Source organism: Geobacillus sp. Sah69, from assembly GCF_001414205.1.
GTDB lineage: Bacteria > Bacillota > Bacilli > Bacillales > Anoxybacillaceae > Geobacillus > Geobacillus stearothermophilus.
Genome location: NZ_LLKS01000056.1, coordinates 19764 through 40198 on the forward strand (window position 1 = coordinate 19764; position 20435 = coordinate 40198).

Genomic DNA, 20435 nt, shown 5'->3' on the forward strand with positions numbered 1-20435 from the left:
GATCTTTTTTCTTAGGCGTAGCGAATCAAATAATACTTTTTCTTCCCGCGGCGGATGACCGTAAACCGCCCCTCAAGGCGGTGTTCAGCCGTTAATATGGCTCCGACGTCTTGAAGGCGCTCGCCGTTGACGTAAATGGCGCCGTTTTGGATGTCTTCGCGCGCTTGTCGCTTCGATGGCGAAATGCCGGCAGAAACGAGCAGCTCGACAAGCGGAACGTCGCCTCCTTCATGAACGAATGACGGCACATCTTTGAACCCTTGCTCAATTTCCGCCGCTGTCAAATTGGCAATGTCGCCGCTAAAGAGCGCTTCAGAAATGCGAATCGCTTGCCTGAGCGCCTCTTCGCCGTGCACGAGCTTTGTCACTTCCTCAGCAAGCGCCTTTTGGGCCGCCCGCTTCTCTGGGGCCTCACGAAGCTCTTGTTCAAGCGCTTCGATTTCCTCTTTCGACAGGAACGTAAAGTACTTCAAGTAACGGATCACATCGCGGTCATCGGTGTTGATCCAAAACTGGTAAAACTCGTACGGCGACGTTTTCTCTTTGTCGAGCCAAATCGTGCCGCTTTCCGTTTTCCCGAATTTCGTGCCGTCCGCTTTCGTCACAAGCGGGATCGTCAAGCCAAACGCCCGCGCCTCGCCTTTCGTTTTGCGAATAAGCTCAAGCCCTGCCGTGATGTTGCCCCATTGGTCGCTCCCGCCGATTTGCAGGCGGCATCCTTCCGTCTCGTACAGGCGGAGAAAATCGTATGCCTGCAGCATCATATAGCTGAACTCGGTAAATGAAATGCCCGTCTCGATGCGCGATTGAACCGACTCTTTCGCCATCATGTAGTTGACGCTGAAATGCTTGCCGACGTCGCGCAAAAACGTAATGACATCCAGCGGCCCGATCCAGTCGTAGTTGTTTTTGATTTTCGCCGGATTGCCGTCCGCTTCAAAATCTAAAAAGCGGCCGAGCTGTTCTTTAATACGCGCGCTCCATGCCTCGACGGTTTCTTTGGCATTGAGCGTGCGCTCGCTTTTTTTCCCGCTCGGATCGCCGATCAACCCCGTCGCTCCGCCGACTAGGGCGATCGGCCGGTGCCCCGCCTGCTGGAAGCGGCGCAGCGTCAAAATGGCGGCCAAGTTGCCGATATGCAAACTGTCCGCCGTCGGGTCAAACCCGCAGTAGAGCGTCACCCGCTCCTCATTCAACAGCTTGCGCAACCCGTCTTCATCCGTCGTTTGGTTGACGAGCCCGCGCCATTGCAATTCCGCAAGCAAATCCATGTCCTTCACCTCTCTATAAATGTCATGCAAAAGAAAACACCCGCCCGTGATGAAGGGGCGAGTGTTCGTCGCGGTACCACCCTACTTAGAAAGCATGGTGCTTTCTCACTCATTTGGATAACGGCGCCGGCCGGCGGATGGCTACTAGGTGCCAAAAACGTTCGCCATCGCTGCTCAGGGAGGTAATTCACGCCTGCCTGTGGACTGGCTCGCACCGTCCGCCAGCTCTCTGCACCAGGGAGGCAGCCGCTACTTGTTCCCATCATCGCTTTCTCATATGAAATATATACATTCTTATACCATAGCGATGCGCTCGCTGTCAACCCTAACGCTTTTCGCACAAACGGCGAAAAATCAGCAAAATTCCACAATGTTATACGACGATCGACAAAAAGATTTATGAACAAATGCAGCGCATCGCCGCCCGCTACCCATATTACGGAAGCGACAATGTGTATTACACCAAAGACAAGAAAACAGGAAAAATGATCCCCCATCGCCAACCGGTCGAAGTCGGGGCGATGCTCATCGAAAACAAAACGGGAAAAATCATCAGCTTCGTCGGCGGCCTCGATTATGGGCGCAAGCAGTTGAACCACGCCACCCAGGCGCACCGGTCCAACGAGTCAACGATGAAACCGCTCTTAGTATACGCGCCGGCGATGGAGATGGGCGTCATCCAGCCGGCGACGATCATTCCCGACTTGTCGCTTTCGATCGGTTCGTATACACCGAAAAACGCGGACGGAAAAACGCACGGGCTCGTCACGGCGCGCTATGCCTTGCAGCAATCGTTCAACATCCCGGCTGTTCGGACGTATATGAGAATTCGATCCCGCCATCCGGTCGACTATTTGCATAAAATCGCGCCAGCCGGCGCCATTTTTATTTATATCGGAAGCGGCGGCGCAAAACTACGGCCTTGGCACCGAGGATACGCCGATTTTCCCCAACATGCACGAATCGAGCGCTCTTTTGGTCGGCAGCACCCTCACCGCCGTCGACGCGGTTCTTTCCGGAGCGGCCGAGCATGCGCTCAACCTTGGAGGCGGTCTGCACCACGGCTTCCGCGGCAAAGCGTCCGGCTTTTGCGTCTACAACGACAGCGCGGTCGCCATTCAATACATCCGGGAGAAATACGGACTGCGCGTGTTGTACGTCGACACGGACGCCCACCATGGCGACGGAGTGCAATGGGCGTTTTACGACGATCCGAACGTTTGCACGTTTTCCATTCATGAAACGGGGCGCTATTTGTTCCCAGGGACCGGAAATGTCAAAGAGCGCGGCTTAGGCGCAGGCTACGGCTATTCGTTCAACATTCCCGTTGATGCGTTCACGGAAGACGAATCATGGATCGCCGTCTATACGACCGCGCTTCGGGAAATCGCCGACTTTTTCCGCCCGAATGTCATCGTGACGCAAAACGGCGTCGACGCCCACTATTACGATCCGCTCACCCATTTGTCGGTGACGATGAAAACGTACCGAGCCATTCCGAAGCTCGCGCACGAAATCGCACATGAATATTGCGGCGGACGCTGGATCGCCGTCGTCGTCGGCGGCTATGACATCTGGCGCGTCGTGCCGCGGGCATGGGCGCTCCTTGGGCTCGAGATGACGGGACAAGCCGATGTGTCCGGCTCGCTGCCAGATGAGTGGCGCGAACGTTAGCGACCGCTTTCACCCGTCGCGCTTCCGCTTGAGTGGGACGACCCGGATGACTTGTATCCCCCGATTCCGCGCAAAGCAGAGATCAGCGAAAAAAATGCCCAGACGGTGGAAAAAGCGTTGTATTTCATCCGCAGCCAGCGGCCGGCACGGTGACCGGCCGACCGAACCGCCCTCCAAATTCAGAAACAATAGGCGAAGGTGGCTGCTTTTTATGGGCGCCATCGAGCCGGTTCGCGCCTGTTGGCGGCGCATGGGAAACGCAAACGAGAGCGCATCGGCGGCCGCGTTCGGAGGAAACGCGAAAAAGACTGATCCGAAAACGCTCCGCGTTTTCGGATCAGCCTCGCTCCTTATTTCGTCGATTCCCGCACTTCAAGCCGGTGCGGCAAGACGACGATATGGTTGTCAACTTTCTCCTTGTTCATGTACTTCGTCAGCAACCGCATCGCTACCGCTCCGATGTCGTACATCGGCTGCACGACGGTCGTCAGCCGCGGCCGCACCATCGTCGCAAGCCTTGTGTTGTCAAAACCGACGACTTCCACCTCTTCCGGCACGCGCACGTGATGGTCTTGGGCGCTGTGGATGATGCCGAGCGCCATTTCGTCCGTGCCGGCAAACACCGCCGTCGGTCGTTCGGCAAGCTCCTCGATTTTCTCATACGCTTCCAAGCCGGAGTCGTATGAATTGTCGCCCTCAACGACCAGCTCTTCGTCATATGGCACCCCGCGCTCTTCCAACGCGCGCCGGTAGCCAGCCAACTTCCGCTGGTTGATCGGATCGTCGGTCGGACCGGTCACATACGCCACACGGCGGTTTCCTTTTTCCAGCAAATACGTCACCGCTTCAAACGCCGCCTGCTCATAATCGATGTTGACCGATGGAATCTCCTCCGGCCCGACCGTCGCCGCCAGCACGATCGGCACCGATGATTTTTGAAATTCGGCGACGTGCTCTTCGGTGATGGTCCCGCCCATAAACAACAGGCCGTCCACTTGCTTGGCGAGCAACGTGTTGAGCAAATGCAGCTCTTTTTCTTTGTTTTGGTCGGAGTTGCTTAAAATAATGTTGTATTTGTACATCGTTGCAATGTCTTCGATGCCGCGCGCCAGTTCGGCGAAGAAAATGTTCGAAATATCCGGGATGATCACCCCGACCGTCGTCGTTTTTTTGCTCGCCAACCCCCGCGCCACTGCATTCGGGCGGTAGCCGAGCCGCTCGATCGCTTCCAACACTTTTTTTCGTGTCGACGGCTTGACGTTCGGATTGCCGTTCACGACACGCGAAACAGTCGCCATCGAGACGTTCGCCTCCCGCGCCACATCATAAATCGTTACGGTCATTCCTTTCACTCCTTTTCACTCAACCGGTCAAATTCCGAATGTATGTACAACTATCATACGATACATTATCGCCAACTCGCAACGAAATCGCAACCATTTTTGCCGGTTTGTTCACAAACCGTTCACCGGTAGTTTGCCCGAAACCACGCCCTTGCATGAAAAGGAAGCCCGCCGTTTCCCCGTGTTTTTGTGCTGGGCGCCAACGGCCATCAGCGCAAACAGGAATCCGCCAGACAGCGCGATTCGGTTGCCCTATCATGCCGCCAACCCAACCGGCCTCCATTTCCCGCCTCGACCACAGCCTGCTTCGCACTGCCCCAAAAACAAAAGACGCCCCAACACAATGGGACGTCTTCTTTCGCCGACACACCGCCCTTTGCCCTTTACGCTTGGACGAACTGGCGCTGGAAGGCGCGCACTTCTTCCATAAACTCGTTGAATTGGGCGATGTCCATTTGCTGGGCGGAATCGGACAAGGCGACGGCCGGGTCCGGATGCACTTCGGCCATGACGCCGTCGGCGCCGATCGCCAAGGCCGCTTTGGCGCACGGGATGAGCAGATCGCGCCGCCCCGTTGAGTGGGTGACATCGACGAACACCGGCAAGTGCGTTTCTTTCTTCAAAATCGGCACAGCCGAAATGTCGAGCGTGTTGCGCGTCGCCCGCTCGTACGTACGGATGCCGCGCTCGCACAAAATGATCTGCCCGTTTCCTTTCGACATGATGTACTCAGCGGCGTTGATGAATTCTTCGATCGTCGCCGCCAAGCCGCGCTTCAGCAAAATCGGCTTATTCACTTGGCCGGCTGCCTTAAGCAGCTCAAAGTTTTGCATGTTGCGGGCGCCGATTTGGATGACGTCAATATAGTCCAAGGCGATTTCAATGTCCGCCGGCGTGACGATTTCACTGATGACCGCCAAATCAAACTCATCGGCGATCCGTTTCAAAATTTTCAGTCCTTCCACGCCGAGCCCTTGGAAATCGTACGGCGACGTGCGCGGTTTGTACGCACCGCCGCGCAGCATCTTGATGCCTTGTTTTTTCACCGCTTCGGCGACCGCAGCCACTTGCTCGTAGCTTTCCACCGCACACGGGCCCATGACAAAATATTGCTTGCCGTCGCCGATCCGCTCTCCTTTCACCTCGACGATCGTGTTTTCTGGATGCTTTTTCCGCGAGACAAGCAGCGCTTTCCGATGGTCATCTTCTTGCAATTCGAGCGCCGCTTTGAAAATTTCCTTGAAAATGTGCTGCAGCGTCGACGTTTCGAACGGACCGTCGTTATGCTCGGAAATGAGGTCGAGCATTTTCCGCTCGCGCACCGGGTCGTAGCGGTGCGTTCCTTGCGCTTCTTTGATCTTGCCGATTTCTTGAACGAGCCGCCCCCGTTCGTTGATCAGCTTCAACAATTGCAGGTTAATCTCATCGACCCTTGCCCGCAGCTCCTCCAACCGTTCGTTGCTCATGCTTCTCTCATCCTTTCGCCCATTTTCATGCATCGTTTCCGCCCCATAGCGGCCGCCGCCGGCTGCGTTCGGGGCGCTTCCCCGTTTTGAAGATCGAAGTTTTGTAATTAGTCTTTATTATAATCGATGACCTAGCGGTTGTCACGAAAAAAATGCTTTTTTGATTAAACGCTTTTAAGTGGTAAAGTTTAAAAGGAGAACAAACCGCCTGTCGCGCGGACAGGCGGCTAGGCGGTGGCTATGTTCGTTCTCAGCGCATCGTACGTAATAGCCCAATGGGACGCGTGCCAGACGACTTTGCCGTTTTCAAACAAAAGCGCCTGCGGCGATTCGTGCTTAACGCCGGTCGTCTCGGCGATGTAGTTCGAGAGCGGCCGCGCTTCTTGAACGTACAGGCAATATACCGCGAGCTCCGGGTGATCGGCGGCGAACTTTTCACATTCGCCGAACGCCGCTCGGCTGATCGGGCATGTTAGGCTATGTTTGACGAACAAAAAGCGGTTCGTTTCCTTCTTGACGCGTTCAAACTGTTCGACGGTTTCCAGTTTCTCCATTCCCACGTTCTGCTCACTCCATTCCGCTTCGGTGTCCCATCGTTTGCTCGGCGTCATCGAGCGCCGCTTCCGCTTCCTCAAACAGCTTTTGCAGCGTCTCGCGGTCGGCCGGCTCAGCGGATGGCGGAATCGGGATCGTCGCTTTTTCAGCACCGGTCTTTGCCTCTTCGCCTTCGGACGGGGCCTCAGCTGTTTTCAGCGGGATGAACTCGGCGATTTCCTTCGTTTTCTCTTTCGCTGTTTCCAACCATTCCGCCGCCGTCGTTTTCACCGGCTCCCACGTTTCGCTGCTGCTCCATTCCGCGAGCCATTGCCGTCCTTTCTCACTTGTTAAAAACATGGCCGCCGCCGCGCCGGCGATGCCGCCGACAAGCGCCCCAAGCAAAAATCCGCCGTTATTTTTCGCCATTTTGCATTCCCTCCTGTTCACGCAATCGTTCCCTTTCCCTCCATTTTTCCCTTAGATCGAGCAAAACATTTGCCCATCGCAACGTTTTGCGCCATTTTTTCCGCCCGCCGCCCGCTCGAGCCGACAGCGCCGCGACTGTCTGCTGAAGGGCGCGGTTGAACGAGCGGACGGCGTCGCCGACTTCACTGACGGCTTCGACGGCGCTGTTCAGCTTTTCCACCTTCTTTTGCACATCGCCGGCGATGTCGTTCGCCGTATGCAAAAGCTCGGTGACTTCGCGGACCACCGCTTGCACTTGCTCCTCCGTATGGCCCACCGCCGCCGTCAGCCGGCGCAGCGTTTCCTGCAGGACGACGAGCGTCCTCGCGATGTACACGACAAGCAACAAAAACGCCGCCGCCGCCACCGCAGCGCTCGCGTACAAAAGCCACTCCACTTCGTTTCCCTCCTTGCCGTCCGGACCGCCTCATCCCGTTTGTACCCGTTTGCCTCCGCCTTTAAACGTTCGCCGCCGTCTCATTCGATTCCTGCCGCCCAACGAAAAACGGGCTGTTTTGGTCACAGCCCGCTTCCCGGCCGGCCGCTACGCGGACAGAACGGCCTGTTCGTACGCCTGTTGAAATTTTTGAATATCGCCGGCGCCCATAAACACCAACACTGCATCCGGATGCTGCTTCAACACTGCGACGTTGTCTTCTTCAAGCAGCTGCGAGCGCGGAATTTGCGCCTGCAAATCGCGGATGGACAGCTTGCCCTCGCGTTCGCGCGCCGAGCCGAAAATATCGCATAAATAGACGTGGTCGGCCTGCTTTAAACTTTCGGCAAACTCGCGCAAAAACGTCTGCGTTCGCGTATACGTGTGCGGCTGGAAAATGGCAACGACCTCGCGTCCCGGATATTTTTGCCTTGCCGCCTCCAATGTGGCGGTAATTTCGCGCGGATGATGCGCATAATCGTCAATCAACACCTGGCGCCCGACCGTTTTTTCGCTGAAGCGGCGTTTCACCCCTTGGAACGTCTGCAGCCGGGCGGCGATCGTGCCGGCGTCAATGCCTTCATAGTGGCAAAGGGCGATGACCGCGAGCGCATTCAGCACGTTATGGGTGCCAAAGCGCGGGATGGAAAAAGAGGCAAAAAACGTGTTGCGCACGAACACGTCAAACGCCGTCCCTTCGGGCGTCTTGACAATATTGCGCGCCTGAAAATCGTTTTCGTCGCTAAGCCCGTAAAACAAAATCGGCACTTTCGCCTGGAGATTCGGCAAATACGGATCATCCCCGCAGGCGACAATCGCCTTGTTCACTTGTTCCGCCATTTGTTGGAAGGCGGAAAAGACGTCGTCAATATTGGCAAAATAGTCGGGGTGGTCGAAGTCAATGTTCGTCATGATTGCATAATCGGGAAAATAGGACAAAAAATGCCGGCGGTACTCGCACGCCTCAAACACAAAGTATTTGCTCCCCGGCTCCCCTCTTCCCGTTCCGTCCCCAATTAAATATGACGTAGGGTGCGCCCCTTGCATCACGTGAGCGAGCAAGCCCGTCGTCGTCGTCTTTCCATGTGAGCCGGTCACCGCGATGCTTGTGAATTTCCCCGCCAGCTCGCCCAAAAAGCGGTGGTATCGAATGACAGGGACGCCGAGTTGACGGGCCGCTTCGATTTCCTCATGCGTATCGGAAAAGGCGTTGCCGGCAATGACCGTATAACCTGGGCGGATATTGTCTTTGGAAAAAGGCAAAACCGGGATGCCCCGTTCCTCGAGCGCCTTTTGCGTAAAAAACCACTTTTCTACATCCGACCCTTGCACTGTATAACCGAGATCATGAAGCACTTGTGCAAGCGCGCTCATTCCCGTGCCTTTGATGCCAACAAAATGGTAAACTGTCATCGCTAAGCCCTCCAGCCATCTTCTCTCTGTAGAACAGTATATGATATTCGTCTAGTTTTGCCATTTGCTTCATGCCGCCGCGCCGGCGGTTTCATTTCCCCATTATAGCACGGCCGGCGGCAAAACACTACCGCCCGGAAGCAACGCCGTTGGCAGAGCGCCCTCCGTGCTCCCCGCGCCAGCGCGCCCACTCTTCCTCGCTCATCAGCACATCGCGCGGTTTGCTGCCGCGCGCTTCCGAGATGAGCCCATGATGCTCCATCATCTCGATGAGCCGGGCGGCGCGGTTGTAGCCGATGCGGAAATGACGCTGCAAACTTGACGTTGACGCCCCTCCCTGGGCGATGACAAACCGGCATGCTTCGTCAAACAGCTCGTCGTCTTCCTCGCCGAACGCCGCCGCTTGCCGGAACTCGTCCGGACTGAACATGTACGAAGGGGCTTGCTGCGCTTTCACGTGGGCGGTGACCCGCTCAATTTCTTCATCAGAAATGAAGCAGCCTTGCAACCGCACCGGCTTGGCTGACCCGTTTTCCAAAAAAAGCATATCGCCGCGCCCAAGCAGCCGCTCGGCGCCGTTCACATCCAAAATCGTGCGCGAGTCGACTTGGGAAGAAACAGAAAAGGCGATGCGCGTCGGAATGTTCGCCTTGATCAAGCCGGTGATGACGTCAACCGACGGCCGTTGCGTGGCGATCAACAAGTGAATGCCGCACGCCCGCGCCTTTTGCGCCAAGCGGCAAATCGATTCCTCGACATCGGCCGGGGCGGCCATCATCAAATCAGCCAGTTCGTCGATGACGATGACGATGTACGGCAACGGCGCCTCACTTCCCCCGCTTGCACGCAGACGGTCATTGTATTTTTCAAGATCGCGCACGCCGGCATGGACAAACAGCTCGTACCGCCGCTCCATTTCGCCGACCGCCCACTTGAGCGCCCCGGCGGCTGCTTTTGCTTCGGTGATGACCGGGCTGAGCAAATGCGGCAAGCCGTTGTACGGGGCAAGCTCCACCATTTTTGGATCAATCAGCAGCCACTTCACCTCATGCGGGGCGGCTTTGTACAACATGCTGACAAGCATAGCGTTCATGCAGACGCTTTTGCCTGACCCGGTCGCCCCGGCAATGAGACCATGGGGCATGTTGCGGATATCGGTCACGACCGGCGCGCCGCTGATGTCAAGCCCAAGGGCGACAGTGAGCGGAGAGCGGCGCTCGCGGAAGGCGCGGTCGTCTAAAATCTCCCGCAGCCGCACCGGACGGCTCGATGGGTTCGGCACTTCAATGCCGATCGTCCGCTTTCCGGGAATCGGCGCTTCAATCCGAATGTCTTTCGCTGCCAAACTCAGTTTAATGTCGTCCGTCAAGCTCGTAATTTTGCTTACTTTCACGCCCAAATCGGGCTGCACTTCAAACTGCGTCACCGTCGGCCCTTGCGTTGCCCCAACGACCTTCGCTCCGATATGGAAGCTCGCAAACGTCCGGTCGAGGCGGGCGCATTGTTCGCGAATCCACTGTTCGTCAGCAGACGCCGCCTCCCCGGGCGACTCAAGCAACGCAGACGGCGGCAGCGAATAGCCGTCTCGGCGCGAGCGTTCCTCGAGCTTGCGCCGGTCTTCCTTTAGCATCATCACATTGTACGGGATGCGCGCCCGTCCGAGACGGGGAGAAGACAGCCGCGCTTCTTCTTCCCGTCCGGCGCCTTTCTCCGCCCCATGGCCGCGTTGCCCCTCATCCGGTCGCGGCGCTCCTTCTTCTAGCACCTTGGTGATCTTCTCCGCCGCCGTTTCATTCTCAATCGCCTCTTCAAGCCGCGGACCGGCGCCAAAGACGGACCGCTCCTCTTCCTCTTGCCCGGCGCCCCTTTCCTGCTGATCGTGCTGCCGCTCATCCGATCGCGGCGCCCCTTCTTCCGCGGCCTTGGCCATAGTCTCTGCTGCCGTTTCGCTCCCGGCCGCAACGGCGGCTTGTTCATCCGGTGGGGCGGTCGCTTTGCTGTTCTCTTCCTGTTCGGGCGGCGCCAAAGAGGCGGAGCGGCTTTGCTCCGGCTTAAAGTCGGAAACCGGCGTTCGTTTTGCCCCCCGCTGTTCGCCGCCCTGTCTTTGATACCCAAATACCGGCGACGGCACATCGGACGGGCGGAACGGGCGTTTTTCCGCCGTTTCCCGCGCCAGGCTGTCTGACGGGCGGCCAGAGGCCGGCCGCGTTCTTCCCCCGTCTACCAACCGCTGCGGCTGTTTCTGTTCCTCCCGCGGCTGATCGTCGGGAATGAGCGGAAACCGAAAGCGGCCTTGCGGGTATTGGTACACCACTTTCGCCTCTGCACGCTCCGGTTGAGGAATGGGCGGCTGTTCCTTCTCTTCTTCCTCCGCGAACATGCGAAGCCATCGTTTCCAAAATTTCATCGGCCGTTTCACTCTTTCTATCTCATTCATTGTCGGCAAAAACGCCGCCGGGACGGTCAAAACACGAACGGCTGGCCGACTTCGTACTCGTCGGAGAGCACAAGAATCCCTTTTTCTTGCGGGGCGTTCGGCAGCCCGAGTTCGCGCGCCGAACAAATCATGCCGGATGACCGGACGCCGCGCAGCTCGCTTTCCTGAATGACAAGGCCGCTCGGCATGACGGCGCCGATTTTGGCGACGACGACTTTCTGCCCGGCGGCGACGTTCGGCGCCCCACAGACGATTTGCAGCACTTCACCGCCGACATCGACTTGGCAGACGCTCAGTTTGTCGGCGTTCGGATGCTTCGTTTTTTCTTTCACATATCCGACGACAAACTTCGGCGACAAATCAGCCTCGATCGGTTCGTCAAAACCGTTTTTCGCCAAAATGTCATTGATGACGCCAACGAGTTCTTCATCGACATCGAGCGGGCCGTTGCCGGAAAACGGATGGTATGAAGAAGCGGAAAAAATGTTGTAACCGACCGTCTCTCCGCTCCGCTCCGAAAAAATGCGAACGACGTCGCCTCGTTTCACAAACGCCCGCTCTTCGGCAGGAATCGGCTTCAGCGACACAAGCAATACATCGCCGATTCCTTCGCGATTGTAAAATACATTCATCGGTTGATTCCTCCTTGCACCTTACGTTCTCCGTTTTTTTCCTAAAATAAAAATAGGTTCTAACTCTCCGTTTTCGTACAAAAAGGATAAGGCGGTAATCGGCACGCGGCCGCCGGCAAAAAAACTCATCGTCATTTGCGCTAGAACGTCGTAGCCGACCTCGTTGCGCAAATCGGCGATAATGAGCACATCTTGATGCGGGACGGCCAACGCCATCGTCCCTTCGATGCGCGCTTCCATTTCCGCCAAAAATGCCTCGTTCAACAACCGGCTCGCATCATAGCCGTCGTTCGTGTTGACAAAATAAAACACGTTGTCCGCCACGCGGTCTTCTTTCACCGGCGTCGGCAACGACCGGACGTTGAAACGGGCGATTTCCTTCACCCGCTCGGCGCTCCACCGCTCCGCTTTCAGCATTTGTTCATCGATCAAGCGGTACGTTTTGCCTAAATCAAGCGCATAATAAATGCGCGTTTCCGCCGTATGGCCATCGTGCACAAGCGGCACGCCTTCTTTCGTCTCCGTCGGAAACGATGTCGAGCGAATGACCGGGTAAATGTTCCGCTCGTTGCCGGAAAGCGCCGCCGCTTCTTCCATCGTTTTCAGCGTTTGTTCCACGTAATAGACGATTTCGCGCACCGCTTCGTCTTTTTGATCGTGCCACTTGGCGATCACACCGGGAAGCGAAATCGTCACGCCTTTTTTCGTGCGTTCATCCTCGATGCGCATCGCATCCTGCTTGGCGTCAAAGCGAAACGTCCAGTGAGGATGGCCGCCTAGACGCTTCTTAATCGTCTCGTACATTTGCCGGCTGTCCATTCGTTTGCCTCCTTAGCATAATAGCGTCGTCAGCCGCTCCCTTTTATCATACCGTGAACGGTCCGTTTTGGCAAAAAAACTCATAGTGGCCGGCCAGCAGCTCGACGATGTGGGAAAACATCGCCGCACGCTTGATGCGCCCGTTCGTCAGCACGCCAACCGCCCCTTCATTTGCGCGAATGTTCCGCCGCCCCGTATATTCCTCCATCACCTCGCCGAGTTCTCTTCCTGCTTCAAGTCCGGCGCCGATCTCCGGCGGCAGGGCAAGGCGCGCACCCGCCGCGGTGAGAACAAGGCCGCTTCGGTCGGCCAACGCCCCCCAATTGCACAGCCACCATTGCCCGTCGATCCGCATCACGCCGCCTTCCAACCCGATGCCGATCTCCGCTCCTGCCGCGTCCAGCGCCCGTTTGGCGCGGTTCATCGCCCCAAGCCGCGTTTCTTCATCGGACAGCGGCTGGACGGAGACGCCGGAGGGCACGTCCAGCGGTACAAGGCGCCACGACGGCGCGGCGAACACCGCGCGGACGGCGGCAACTTTCGCTTCGTTTTTCGTTCCGACCGCAACAGTTTTCATCATTGGCCCTCCTTCGCATGGAAAAGGAGAAGCTGCCGCTTCTCCCCCTCCCTTTGTTCCGCTCTGCCGTTCGTTTCTCTTTGCCTAGCTGTTTTGGCGGATCGCCTCAACCGTCGCCCGGTCGCACCGTTTCACGAGCTCGACGATGAGTGCTTTCGCCGCCGCATAATCGTCGACATGAATGATCGCCGCATGCGTATGAATGTAGCGGGCGCAAATGCCGATCACCGCCGATGGCACGCCGCGGTTGGCGACATGGACTCGCCCGGCGTCTGTCCCCCCGCCCGGGGAAATGAAAAATTGGTACGGCACATCAAGCGACTCGGCCGTATCGAGCACAAATTCGCGCATGCCGCGGTGCGTGATCATCGTCCGGTCGTACAGACGGACGAGCGCTCCTTTCCCGATATGGCCAAACGCCTGCTTGTCGCCGGTCATATCGTTCGCCGGGCTCGCCTCAAGGGCGAAGAAGATGTCCGGATTGATCATCGTGGCCGCCGTCTGCGCCCCGCGCAGCCCGACTTCTTCCTGCACAGTCGCGCCGGCGTACAGGACGTTCGGCAGCGCAGCGCCTTGGAGCTCTTTCAGCAGTTCAATCGCCAACCCGCAGCCAAACCGGTTGTCCCACGCCTTCGCCATCACCGTCTTCCCGTTCGCCAACGGCGTAAACGGGCTGACCGGCACGATCGGCTGGCCGGGGCGAATGCCGATGCGCTCCGCGTCGTCGCGGCTTTCCGCACCGATGTCAATGAGCATGTTTTTCAGGTCCATCGGCTTATTGCGCTGCTCTTCATCAAGCAGGTGAGGCGGAATCGAGCCGATGACGCCGATGACCGGCCCGTTGTCCGTAATAATTTGCACGCGCTGGGCGAGCAGCACTTGGTTCCACCAGCCGCCGAGCGTTTGAAAGCGGATCATGCCGTTGTCGGTGATCGCCGTCACCATAAACCCGACCTCATCCATATGACCGGCGACCATCACCGTCGGGCCGGTTTCGTCGCCGCGCTTGACGCCGAAAACGCTGCCGAGCCGGTCTTGCACCACTTCGTCGGCATACTTCGCCAGCTCTTGGCGCATAAACTGGCGCACCGGATGTTCATAGCCCGGCGCCCCCGGCAGCTCGGTCAACGTCTGAAACAATTGGAGCGTTTCTTCATTCATCGCCTATCTTCCTTTCTGTTTTCAGTTCCTTTTCCCGTTCTGCTTACCTATTTCGCCAAAATCGGCTATACTAAACCGTATCAAGGCAAAAGGAGGACCGAACGCATGGCTTGGAAAAAATGGATCGTTGGCGCCGCAGTGGGCGCCGCCGCCATCTGCGCCGTCCGCGCCGCCGCAAAGCCGACGCTTCTCGCGCCGGAACAAGCGCTCGCGATGGCGAAACGCGCGCTCGGCGGACCGCTCCCCATTCGCGGTTCATGGATTCAAGTTGCGCCGGAGCAGTATGAGAAAAACGGGTTGACGTACACTGTTTACCGCGGCGGCGTTTGCCGCGATGACGGGGACGCGGAATTTTTCGTCAACGCCTACACCGGCGCGGTCATCGAGGCCAAACCGTTATAGCGACGGCCGGTTCCGCTTCACCGCTGCGGCGATCGCGCCGTCCGCCTGCCATTTCACCGCCCGGTAATAAGCGTCGTGGTAAAACGTAAACCAGGCGTTTCGCTCCATGCCGTACGGGATCCATCGCTGTTTGGCAAAAATGGAATCCATCGGGTAGTCGTCGTACGCCATCACCCAAAGCACGTTTTGATGGGCGTGCGTCCCGAGCAAATCGCCAAGATGAATCGCCATCTCCCCGTCTGATTCGATCACCACGATCGCATGGCCGGCGCTGTGGCCGCCGGTATGTATAAGGCGGATTCCCGGAACGACTTCGGTCTCTTTCGCAAACGGAACGACTTGTTCGGCGATCGGTTCCCAGTTTTCTTTCCAATACGTATTTCGTGAACGAATGTTCGGATTTCGCATCTCATCCCACTCAACATCCGACACGATGACCGCCGCCCGCGGAAACGCCGGCACGAGCCGCCCGTCTTCCCACACTGTCAAGCCGCACGCATGGTCAAAATGAAGATGCGTCATGATGACAATGTCAATGTCGCAGCGCGCAAGCCCAAGCGCGGCAAGCGATTCATCGAGCGACGATTCTTCGGTGACGCCGAAGTTGCGCTTTTGTTTGTCGGTCAGCTTGCCGTTGCCGATGCCGGACTCAATGAGCAGCCGCTTGCCGCCCGCTTCAACCAAAATCGGGTCGGTGCGCAGCTCAATCTGGTTGTTGTCGTTTGGCGGATACTTTTTCGACCAAAGCGGCTTCGGAACGACGCCAAACATCGCCCCGCCGTCCAGGTGAGTGACGCCTCCGTTCAGCCACGTCAAGGTGATTTGCCCGATTTTCAGCTGTTCCATGTCCATCTCCCCCTTCCTTAGTGTACCATTTTCTTCATAATCGAGAAAGAAAAAAACCGCCCCGCCGTTCCGTTCTAAACCGATGGGGAAAACGGCGGTGTTCCGTGGGTGAACCGATGCGGTTCAACATTTTTCTGTTTGAGCCGACGATCATATCGATGACCAAAAACGGGATGAAAATCGGTGTGGTGCAACATGTTTCCGTTTGAGCGGGGCTGACCCAAAAGGCTGTCTGTCTTCAGGATAGACACAAAATATAGCGCGGAAGAAGCGATCGGTGTATATATAAAAACGAAAGGGGGTGTCCCGATCCTTTTGGGACACTGCCTTTTTTTGTAAGGCCGGAAACGCTCATCCGCTTTGATGTTCGCAGACTGGGCCGGCATCGTGCCCTCTTGGTCGCGGCAGCGCAGCGTCCGCCCCTGTCGGCTTTTCGTAAAACAAAAAAGAGCCCCGCCTGTTGGGGCTCTTCCGTTTGCGGCTACGCCCGCCGCGGGCGCACCGCCTCGCAGCGGTAAATGCGGTTGCCTTTAGCGGAAAACTTCTCCTCGTATTCGGTCATCACATTGCCTTCGACATCGCTCCGATGCAAATCGAGCTGAACCGCCGCGAGCACAAAGCCGTATTGCGACAAGCTGACGAGCGAGTATTCAAAAAACGACTGGTTGTCCGTTTTCAAATGAATGTCGCCGTCTTCCGTTAAAATGCGTTCATAAAGCGCCAAAAAATCCCGATATGTAAGCCGCCGCTTCTCGTGCCGCTTTTTTGGCCACGGATCGGAAAAATTCAAATAAATGCGGGAGACTTCCCCGTCGGCAAAAAATGTGCCGAGGTCTTTCGCATTGGCATTGAGCAGCCGCACGTTCGGCAGCTCGCTCTCAATCAGCTTGTCAAGCGCTGATACGAGCACGCTCGGATACAGCTCGATGCCAATGAAATTGAGATCAGGATGAAGCTTCGCCATTTCGGTGATAAATTTCCCTTTCCCCGTGCCGATTTCAATATGGATCGGCCGCTCGTTGCCGAACAGTTCGCGCCATCGCCCACGCCTCGCTTCCGGGTCGGGAATGACGTAATGCGGATAAGCGGCGATTTTGTCTTTCGCCCACGGTTTGTTGCGCAAACGCATACGGACACCTCTGCCTCGTTGAATTTGTCAGTTTGACGATATCATAGTCGCGCCCAAAGAAGCAAACGCCCGGGCATAAACGCTGCTGCGCCCGGGCATATTAACAACGTACAGCTTTGCTTGAAGGATGGTGATCGACATGACGCTCGACCATAACGACCAATTGACCGTGCTCCGCGATATTTTATCCGAACATCAACTTGATTGCTGCGGAACCGTCTCCGAATGTGAACAAATTGAGCGGCTTGTAAAGTCGCTGCTTGCCAATAGCGAAGTGAACGCCCATGTCAAGCAAATTCTTCCGAACATTTACGCCTACGGCCAAGACGGAAAATACAGCGCCGATTTAAGCGCCCACATTTCCGCTCATCAAAGCCAGCTCGCCGACTGGGTGAACGAGCTCTCCTGAACAGGGGGCGGCGCCAAACCGCCGCGCTTTGCGCTGCCGCTTCGGTGCACGTCAAAGCGGGTCGGACAACACACGGTGCAAAAACTGGAGCGACTGCTCCTTTTCTTTTTTCCAGTCCTTTCCCTTCGGCCAAAACAGCGAGTAAAGCGTATGGGCGATCGTATACCACTTCAGGCGGAGGCCAAGCTCCTCCGTCCACGCCAACCCATACTCGCGCAGCCACGCTTCCCATTCGGCGCGTGGAATGTATAGATGAAGCAGTGTGCCGATGTCAATGGCCGGATCCGCAATGACCGCCCCATCCCAATCGATCAAGTACAACGTGCCGTCATCGGCAAGCAGCCAATTGTTATGATTGATGTCACAGTGGCAAACGACATATTGATCAGCCGGCAGGAGCGGGACGCGCAGCTCAAGCCAGCCGAGCGCTTCGGAAACGGCCGCCGAACCGAGCGGATGGCGCCTCTGCTGCTCAGCGAGCGCAGCGAACATCGCCTTAGGGTGCAGCGGCGTTTTGCCAAGCCGCTGAAGCATCGTCACGAGTTCTTTCGAGCCGTGAATTTTCTTCAGCAGCGCCGCCACCTGCCTGCTCTTCATTTCATGCGGCTTCAGTTCCCGCCCGTTCAGCCATTGCTGAGCCGTAAACACATCGCCGTTTTCCAGCCGTTTCGTCCATACGAGCTTCGGGACGATGCCCTCGGCAGACAGCACGGCAAGAAACGGGGAAGAATTCCGTTTCAAAAACAGCTTCTTTCCCTCATATTCCGCAAAATACGCATCCCCTGTTGCACCGCCAGCCGGAGTGATCGCCCACTCCTTACCTAGTAACTGTTCCAAAGCATGTTCACCTGCGACTTAAAGTACAAATAAAAAGGACGGCCATCCCGCAGCCTGCTTCCGTCCATGTTACTTGTATTATACTGAAATACAACCCCGGCATGCAAACATTTTTCTTGCCAAACAAACCTCCTAGAAATAGGCAAGGCGCGGCAGCCGCTTGGCGTTCGCCATCGTCGCTTTTTGCTCCGGAGCGAGCGGCGTCGGCAAGTCCCAGCCTTCCCCATAGACGAGAATGGACGGGTCGATCGCATCGAGCGCGTCGCGCACCGACTTCATCGTTTCGATATCATGCACGCCCATCAAATCAAAACGAAACCCGTTTATGCCGTACTCTTTCGCCCAAAACACCACTGAATCGACAATCCAGCGGCGCGCCATCCGCCGCTCGGAGGCGATATCGTTGCCGACACCGGTGCCGTTGGCCGGCCGGCCGTAGGCGTCATAGCGGAAGTAATAGCCGGGAACAAGCTTCTCAAGCGGCGACTGCTCCCGGTCGTACACATGGTTGTACACCGCGTCCATCACGACGCGCAAGCCGTTCTCCTGCAGCGCGCGGATCGCCTGCTTCAGCTCGACAATGCGCGCGTATGGGTCATGCGGATCGGTGGCATAGCTTCCTTCCGGCGCATATAGATGAAGTGGATTGTATCCCCAGTTGTAGGCCGCTTGTGGATCGCGCTCATCGACCCCGGCGAAATCGGCAAACGGCATGAGCTGGACATGGGTGACGCCCAGCTCCTTCAAATAGGAAAGCCCAGTGACGGTCCCGTTCGGCCCGCGCGTATGTTCCTCCGTCAACCCGAGGTATTTTCCTTTCCAGACGGCGCCGCTGTCGGGATGGCTCGTAAAATCGCGGATGCTCAGCTCGTAAATGACGGCATCGGTCGGCGACGGGCATGGCGGAAGCGGCGGAGCAGGCTTGGCCAGCTTCGTTTTTTCCCAATCTACGATCACGCCATACTCTCCGTTGACCGAGACAGCGGTCGCATACGGGTCAACCGCCTCGCGCCAGACGCGGTTGATGCAGGCGACATACATATAGCGCGCCCGCTCCCAGTCCCCGGAGACGGCCACCGACCAGACGCCGCGCTCCCCGCGCACAAGCGGCACATAGCGGACATCGCCATGGTCTGGATGGACGAGCTTGACGCTCACGGCAGTGGCCGTCGGCGCCCAAACGCGGAAGATCGTCTGCTCTTTCGCATACTCCACGCCAAGCTTTCCGTCGTAAAAAAACTGGTCATCAAACGCTGCCGTCCGCACCACCGCCCCGATTTGCACATCGGAATCCTCCCCGGAGCGGGCGCGAATCCAATGCGTCTCTCCAAATTGAAACGGCACCGAAAACCAGCACACATATTTGACCGCATCGCCCAAGTCCTCCTTTTGTTGCACCACAAGCGGGATGTCTTCTCCGCTTGGCGCCGTCATCACAAACGGCTCCATGTTGTCGAGGCAGAGCGCTTTCGGCACGATCACTGTTATTTGATCGATCTCGTCCAAATAGGCGGCAAACGTTCTGCTGATGTGAAGCATCGCGGTTCACCCCCTTTTTTTGCCTCCCGTTAGTACTATCATACGCAAAAGAAAAAGGGCGGTGCCAAAAAAACGGCCGGTCGCCCCATCGATGCACACATGATTCTATTGTTGCCACTCATCAACGCCGCTATTCCCGTCATAACGGCGGCTCGAAAAGCTGATGCAATGCCTGAGCAGTGCTTCAGCCGCCTTCAGCTGCCCGTGCCGAAGCGGCAGGGCCGAGCCGCGCAGGCGGGAAAACCATGATTCATAGTTTCGCTTATCGATATAGCGGACAAATGGAAAGAGATGGCCACTGTCAATGTAGCCATAGCGGTTGACAACCGCCAGTTGGATCGGCCACTCCACACCGTGCCGGCGGAAAATGTCCGAAACGATTCCTTCCGTCCGCCGCAGCGAGATAACCGGGTTGACCCGCTTCACTGTGTCCGCTCCGGCGCGTTCCACCCAAAACCGGCCGGTGGAGGCGATGACGACGTTGTCCGGCTCCCCTTCGACAAACGCGAGACACCAAGCGGCCGCCGGCGTCAACAAAATCGTCTCAAGCTCGACGGCCGCCTTGCCGGCTGCCGCGACTGGCCGGTAAAAACATAAATAGGTGTCCGGAAACCGCTGCAAAAAATATTTCAACCTTTCATCGCCGTACCATGCTTCATCCACAAAAGAGATGTGCGTCATCGTTGAACTCGCCCATCTCAGCTGGAGCTCAAACAAATCGTCAAGAAACTGCCGCTTCAGCTCATCGAGGGTGGCCGCCCGGCTCAAAGACGGGGCGGGCGGCCATTCTTCGTCCATCTCCGGCTCCGGGCCGCGGCGCCAGCGGCCGATGAGCCGCTCCCACCATGACGGCTTGTCAAGCAAAAAGTCCCACGTTTCTCCCGGTTCCCGCCGCGCGCCATCGGCGTCCCGCTCCGCCTCCCAACGCGCTTTCGCCTGCTCCCATTGCCATTGTTTCAGCCGGATAAACTCCGGCACATAATGATACACATCCGTTTCATAGCGGGAAATATAATCCCGCAGCTTCAAAAGCTGCCCCATG

18 protein-coding genes, 3 pseudogenes and 1 other annotated feature are annotated in these 20435 nt (G+C 57.2%); of the genes and pseudogenes, 4 read left to right on the top strand and 17 right to left on the bottom strand.

The genetic code is table 11. From position 1 onward, the window contains the following. Nucleotides 1-11: 11 nt before the first annotated feature. The gene (gene tyrS, locus AP057_RS13145) at nt 12-1271 is read right to left on the bottom strand and encodes a tyrosine--tRNA ligase (protein WP_015375638.1); all 1260 of its coding nucleotides are present in this window, start codon (nt 1269-1271) and stop codon (nt 12-14) included. Nucleotides 1272-1321: 50 nt separating this feature from the next. Then, nucleotides 1322-1546, bottom strand: a binding site (T-box leader). Between the two features lie 99 nt (nt 1547-1645). Here tyrS and AP057_RS17125 point away from each other — a divergent pair. Together AP057_RS17125 and AP057_RS13155 are read left to right on the top strand one after the other, a co-directional pair. Then, nucleotides 1646-2137, top strand: a pseudogene (locus AP057_RS17125) (penicillin-binding transpeptidase domain-containing protein); the annotation flags it as partial. 25 nt (nt 2138-2162) lie between these two features. Beyond that, nucleotides 2163-3098: pseudogene (locus tag AP057_RS13155) on the top strand (acetoin utilization protein AcuC); the annotation flags it as partial. 197 nt (nt 3099-3295) lie between these two features. On the opposite strand, the gene ccpA reads toward AP057_RS13155, so the two are convergent. The 11 genes from ccpA to AP057_RS13210 form a co-directional block, all read right to left on the bottom strand. Next, nucleotides 3296-4288, bottom strand: a complete 993-nt coding sequence (gene ccpA / locus AP057_RS13160) for a catabolite control protein A (protein ID WP_055358932.1) — start codon at nt 4286-4288, stop codon at nt 3296-3298. Nucleotides 4289-4671: 383 nt separating this feature from the next. Beyond that, nucleotides 4672-5754, bottom strand: a complete 1083-nt coding sequence (locus tag AP057_RS13165; RefSeq protein ID WP_050368709.1) for a bifunctional 3-deoxy-7-phosphoheptulonate synthase/chorismate mutase — start codon at nt 5752-5754, stop codon at nt 4672-4674. Nucleotides 5755-5981: 227 nt separating this feature from the next. Then, complete coding sequence (ytxJ, locus tag AP057_RS13170) at nt 5982-6314, bottom strand: bacillithiol system redox-active protein YtxJ (RefSeq protein WP_044743344.1); 333 nt, start codon at nt 6312-6314, stop codon at nt 5982-5984. A gap of 7 nt (nt 6315-6321) precedes the next feature. Continuing rightward, complete coding sequence (locus AP057_RS13175; protein WP_049625011.1) at nt 6322-6717, bottom strand: hypothetical protein; 396 nt, start codon at nt 6715-6717, stop codon at nt 6322-6324. Further along, nucleotides 6704-7153 carry a DUF948 domain-containing protein gene (locus tag AP057_RS13180; RefSeq protein WP_055358933.1) on the bottom strand — a complete coding sequence of 150 codons (450 nt, stop codon included), beginning with the start codon at nt 7151-7153 and terminating at the stop codon, nt 6704-6706. The genes AP057_RS13175 and AP057_RS13180 overlap by 14 nt, the downstream gene beginning before the upstream one ends. Nucleotides 7154-7300: 147 nt before the next feature. Beyond that, on the bottom strand, nt 7301-8605 hold the full coding sequence (murC, locus tag AP057_RS13185) for a UDP-N-acetylmuramate--L-alanine ligase (RefSeq protein WP_049625013.1): 1305 nt from the start codon (nt 8603-8605) through the stop codon (nt 7301-7303). 127 nt (nt 8606-8732) lie between these two features. Next, entirely contained in the window at nt 8733-11012 is a 2280-nt protein-coding gene (locus AP057_RS13190; protein ID WP_055358954.1) for a DNA translocase FtsK, read from the bottom strand. Between the two features lie 56 nt (nt 11013-11068). Next, the gene (gene ytpR, locus AP057_RS13195; protein ID WP_033014508.1) at nt 11069-11674 is read right to left on the bottom strand and encodes a YtpR family tRNA-binding protein; all 606 of its coding nucleotides are present in this window, start codon (nt 11672-11674) and stop codon (nt 11069-11071) included. A 21-nt stretch (nt 11675-11695) separates the two neighbouring features. Beyond that, the gene (locus AP057_RS13200) at nt 11696-12493 is read right to left on the bottom strand and encodes a DUF1444 domain-containing protein (RefSeq protein WP_033014510.1); all 798 of its coding nucleotides are present in this window, start codon (nt 12491-12493) and stop codon (nt 11696-11698) included. 46 nt (nt 12494-12539) lie between these two features. After that, nucleotides 12540-13070 carry a DUF84 family protein gene (locus tag AP057_RS13205; RefSeq protein WP_033009790.1) on the bottom strand — a complete coding sequence of 177 codons (531 nt, stop codon included), beginning with the start codon at nt 13068-13070 and terminating at the stop codon, nt 12540-12542. Nucleotides 13071-13154: 84 nt separating this feature from the next. Continuing rightward, complete coding sequence (locus AP057_RS13210; protein ID WP_044744770.1) at nt 13155-14231, bottom strand: M42 family metallopeptidase; 1077 nt, start codon at nt 14229-14231, stop codon at nt 13155-13157. A 105-nt stretch (nt 14232-14336) separates the two neighbouring features. Between AP057_RS13210 and AP057_RS13215 the strand changes: the two genes are divergently transcribed. Continuing rightward, entirely contained in the window at nt 14337-14633 is a 297-nt protein-coding gene (locus tag AP057_RS13215) for a PepSY domain-containing protein (protein WP_049625016.1), read from the top strand. Here the strand turns inward: AP057_RS13215 and AP057_RS13220 are convergent. Then, nucleotides 14628-15479 carry an MBL fold metallo-hydrolase gene (locus AP057_RS13220; RefSeq protein ID WP_055358934.1) on the bottom strand — a complete coding sequence of 284 codons (852 nt, stop codon included), beginning with the start codon at nt 15477-15479 and terminating at the stop codon, nt 14628-14630. The two genes, AP057_RS13215 and AP057_RS13220, sit on opposite strands and share 6 nt — an antisense overlap. A gap of 481 nt (nt 15480-15960) precedes the next feature. Next, nucleotides 15961-16608: a tRNA (guanosine(46)-N7)-methyltransferase TrmB gene (gene trmB / locus AP057_RS13225; protein WP_033009793.1), complete on the bottom strand. Its 648-nt coding sequence runs from the start codon at nt 16606-16608 to the stop codon at nt 15961-15963. A gap of 139 nt (nt 16609-16747) precedes the next feature. Between trmB and AP057_RS13230 the strand changes: the two genes are divergently transcribed. After that, a complete protein-coding gene (locus AP057_RS13230; RefSeq protein WP_055358935.1) occupies nt 16748-17017 on the top strand; it encodes a YtzH-like family protein in 270 nt (89 codons plus the stop codon). 51 nt (nt 17018-17068) lie between these two features. Here the strand turns inward: AP057_RS13230 and AP057_RS13235 are convergent, their stop codons facing one another. The 3 genes and pseudogenes from AP057_RS13235 to AP057_RS13245 form a co-directional block, all read right to left on the bottom strand. Beyond that, the gene (locus tag AP057_RS13235; RefSeq protein WP_055358936.1) at nt 17069-17854 is read right to left on the bottom strand and encodes a phosphotransferase family protein; all 786 of its coding nucleotides are present in this window, start codon (nt 17852-17854) and stop codon (nt 17069-17071) included. 135 nt (nt 17855-17989) lie between these two features. Beyond that, nucleotides 17990-19393: pseudogene (pulA, locus tag AP057_RS13240) on the bottom strand (type I pullulanase); the annotation flags it as partial. A gap of 105 nt (nt 19394-19498) precedes the next feature. After that, nucleotides 19499-20434, bottom strand: coding sequence for a hypothetical protein (locus AP057_RS13245; RefSeq protein ID WP_055358937.1), 936 nt, complete (start codon nt 20432-20434; stop codon nt 19499-19501). Nucleotide 20435 lies beyond the last annotated feature (1 nt).

Bases quoted from the DNA above. Each gene is read 5' to 3' on its own strand.
- tyrS (WP_015375638.1), bottom strand. From the start codon at position 1,271: ATGGATTTGCTTGCGGAATTGCAATGGCGCGGGCTCGTCAACCAAACG.
- ccpA (WP_055358932.1), bottom strand. From the start codon at position 4,288: ATGACCGTAACGATTTATGATGTGGCGCGGGAGGCGAACGTCTCGATG.
- AP057_RS13165 (WP_050368709.1), bottom strand. From the start codon at position 5,754: ATGAGCAACGAACGGTTGGAGGAGCTGCGGGCAAGGGTCGATGAGATT.
- AP057_RS13175 (WP_049625011.1), bottom strand. From the start codon at position 6,717: ATGGCGAAAAATAACGGCGGATTTTTGCTTGGGGCGCTTGTCGGCGGC.
- murC (WP_049625013.1), bottom strand. From the start codon at position 8,605: ATGACAGTTTACCATTTTGTTGGCATCAAAGGCACGGGAATGAGCGCG.
- AP057_RS13190 (WP_055358954.1), bottom strand. From the start codon at position 11,012: ATGAAATTTTGGAAACGATGGCTTCGCATGTTCGCGGAGGAAGAAGAG.
- ytpR (WP_033014508.1), bottom strand. From the start codon at position 11,674: ATGAATGTATTTTACAATCGCGAAGGAATCGGCGATGTATTGCTTGTG.
- AP057_RS13200 (WP_033014510.1), bottom strand. From the start codon at position 12,493: ATGGACAGCCGGCAAATGTACGAGACGATTAAGAAGCGTCTAGGCGGC.
- AP057_RS13205 (WP_033009790.1), bottom strand. From the start codon at position 13,070: ATGAAAACTGTTGCGGTCGGAACGAAAAACGAAGCGAAAGTTGCCGCC.
- AP057_RS13210 (WP_044744770.1), bottom strand. From the start codon at position 14,231: ATGAATGAAGAAACGCTCCAATTGTTTCAGACGTTGACCGAGCTGCCG.
- AP057_RS13215 (WP_049625016.1), top strand. From the start codon at position 14,337: ATGGCTTGGAAAAAATGGATCGTTGGCGCCGCAGTGGGCGCCGCCGCC.
- AP057_RS13220 (WP_055358934.1), bottom strand. From the start codon at position 15,479: ATGGAACAGCTGAAAATCGGGCAAATCACCTTGACGTGGCTGAACGGA.
- trmB (WP_033009793.1), bottom strand. From the start codon at position 16,608: ATGCGTTTGCGCAACAAACCGTGGGCGAAAGACAAAATCGCCGCTTAT.
- AP057_RS13230 (WP_055358935.1), top strand. From the start codon at position 16,748: ATGACGCTCGACCATAACGACCAATTGACCGTGCTCCGCGATATTTTA.
- AP057_RS13245 (WP_055358937.1), bottom strand. From the start codon at position 20,434: ATGGGGCAGCTTTTGAAGCTGCGGGATTATATTTCCCGCTATGAAACG.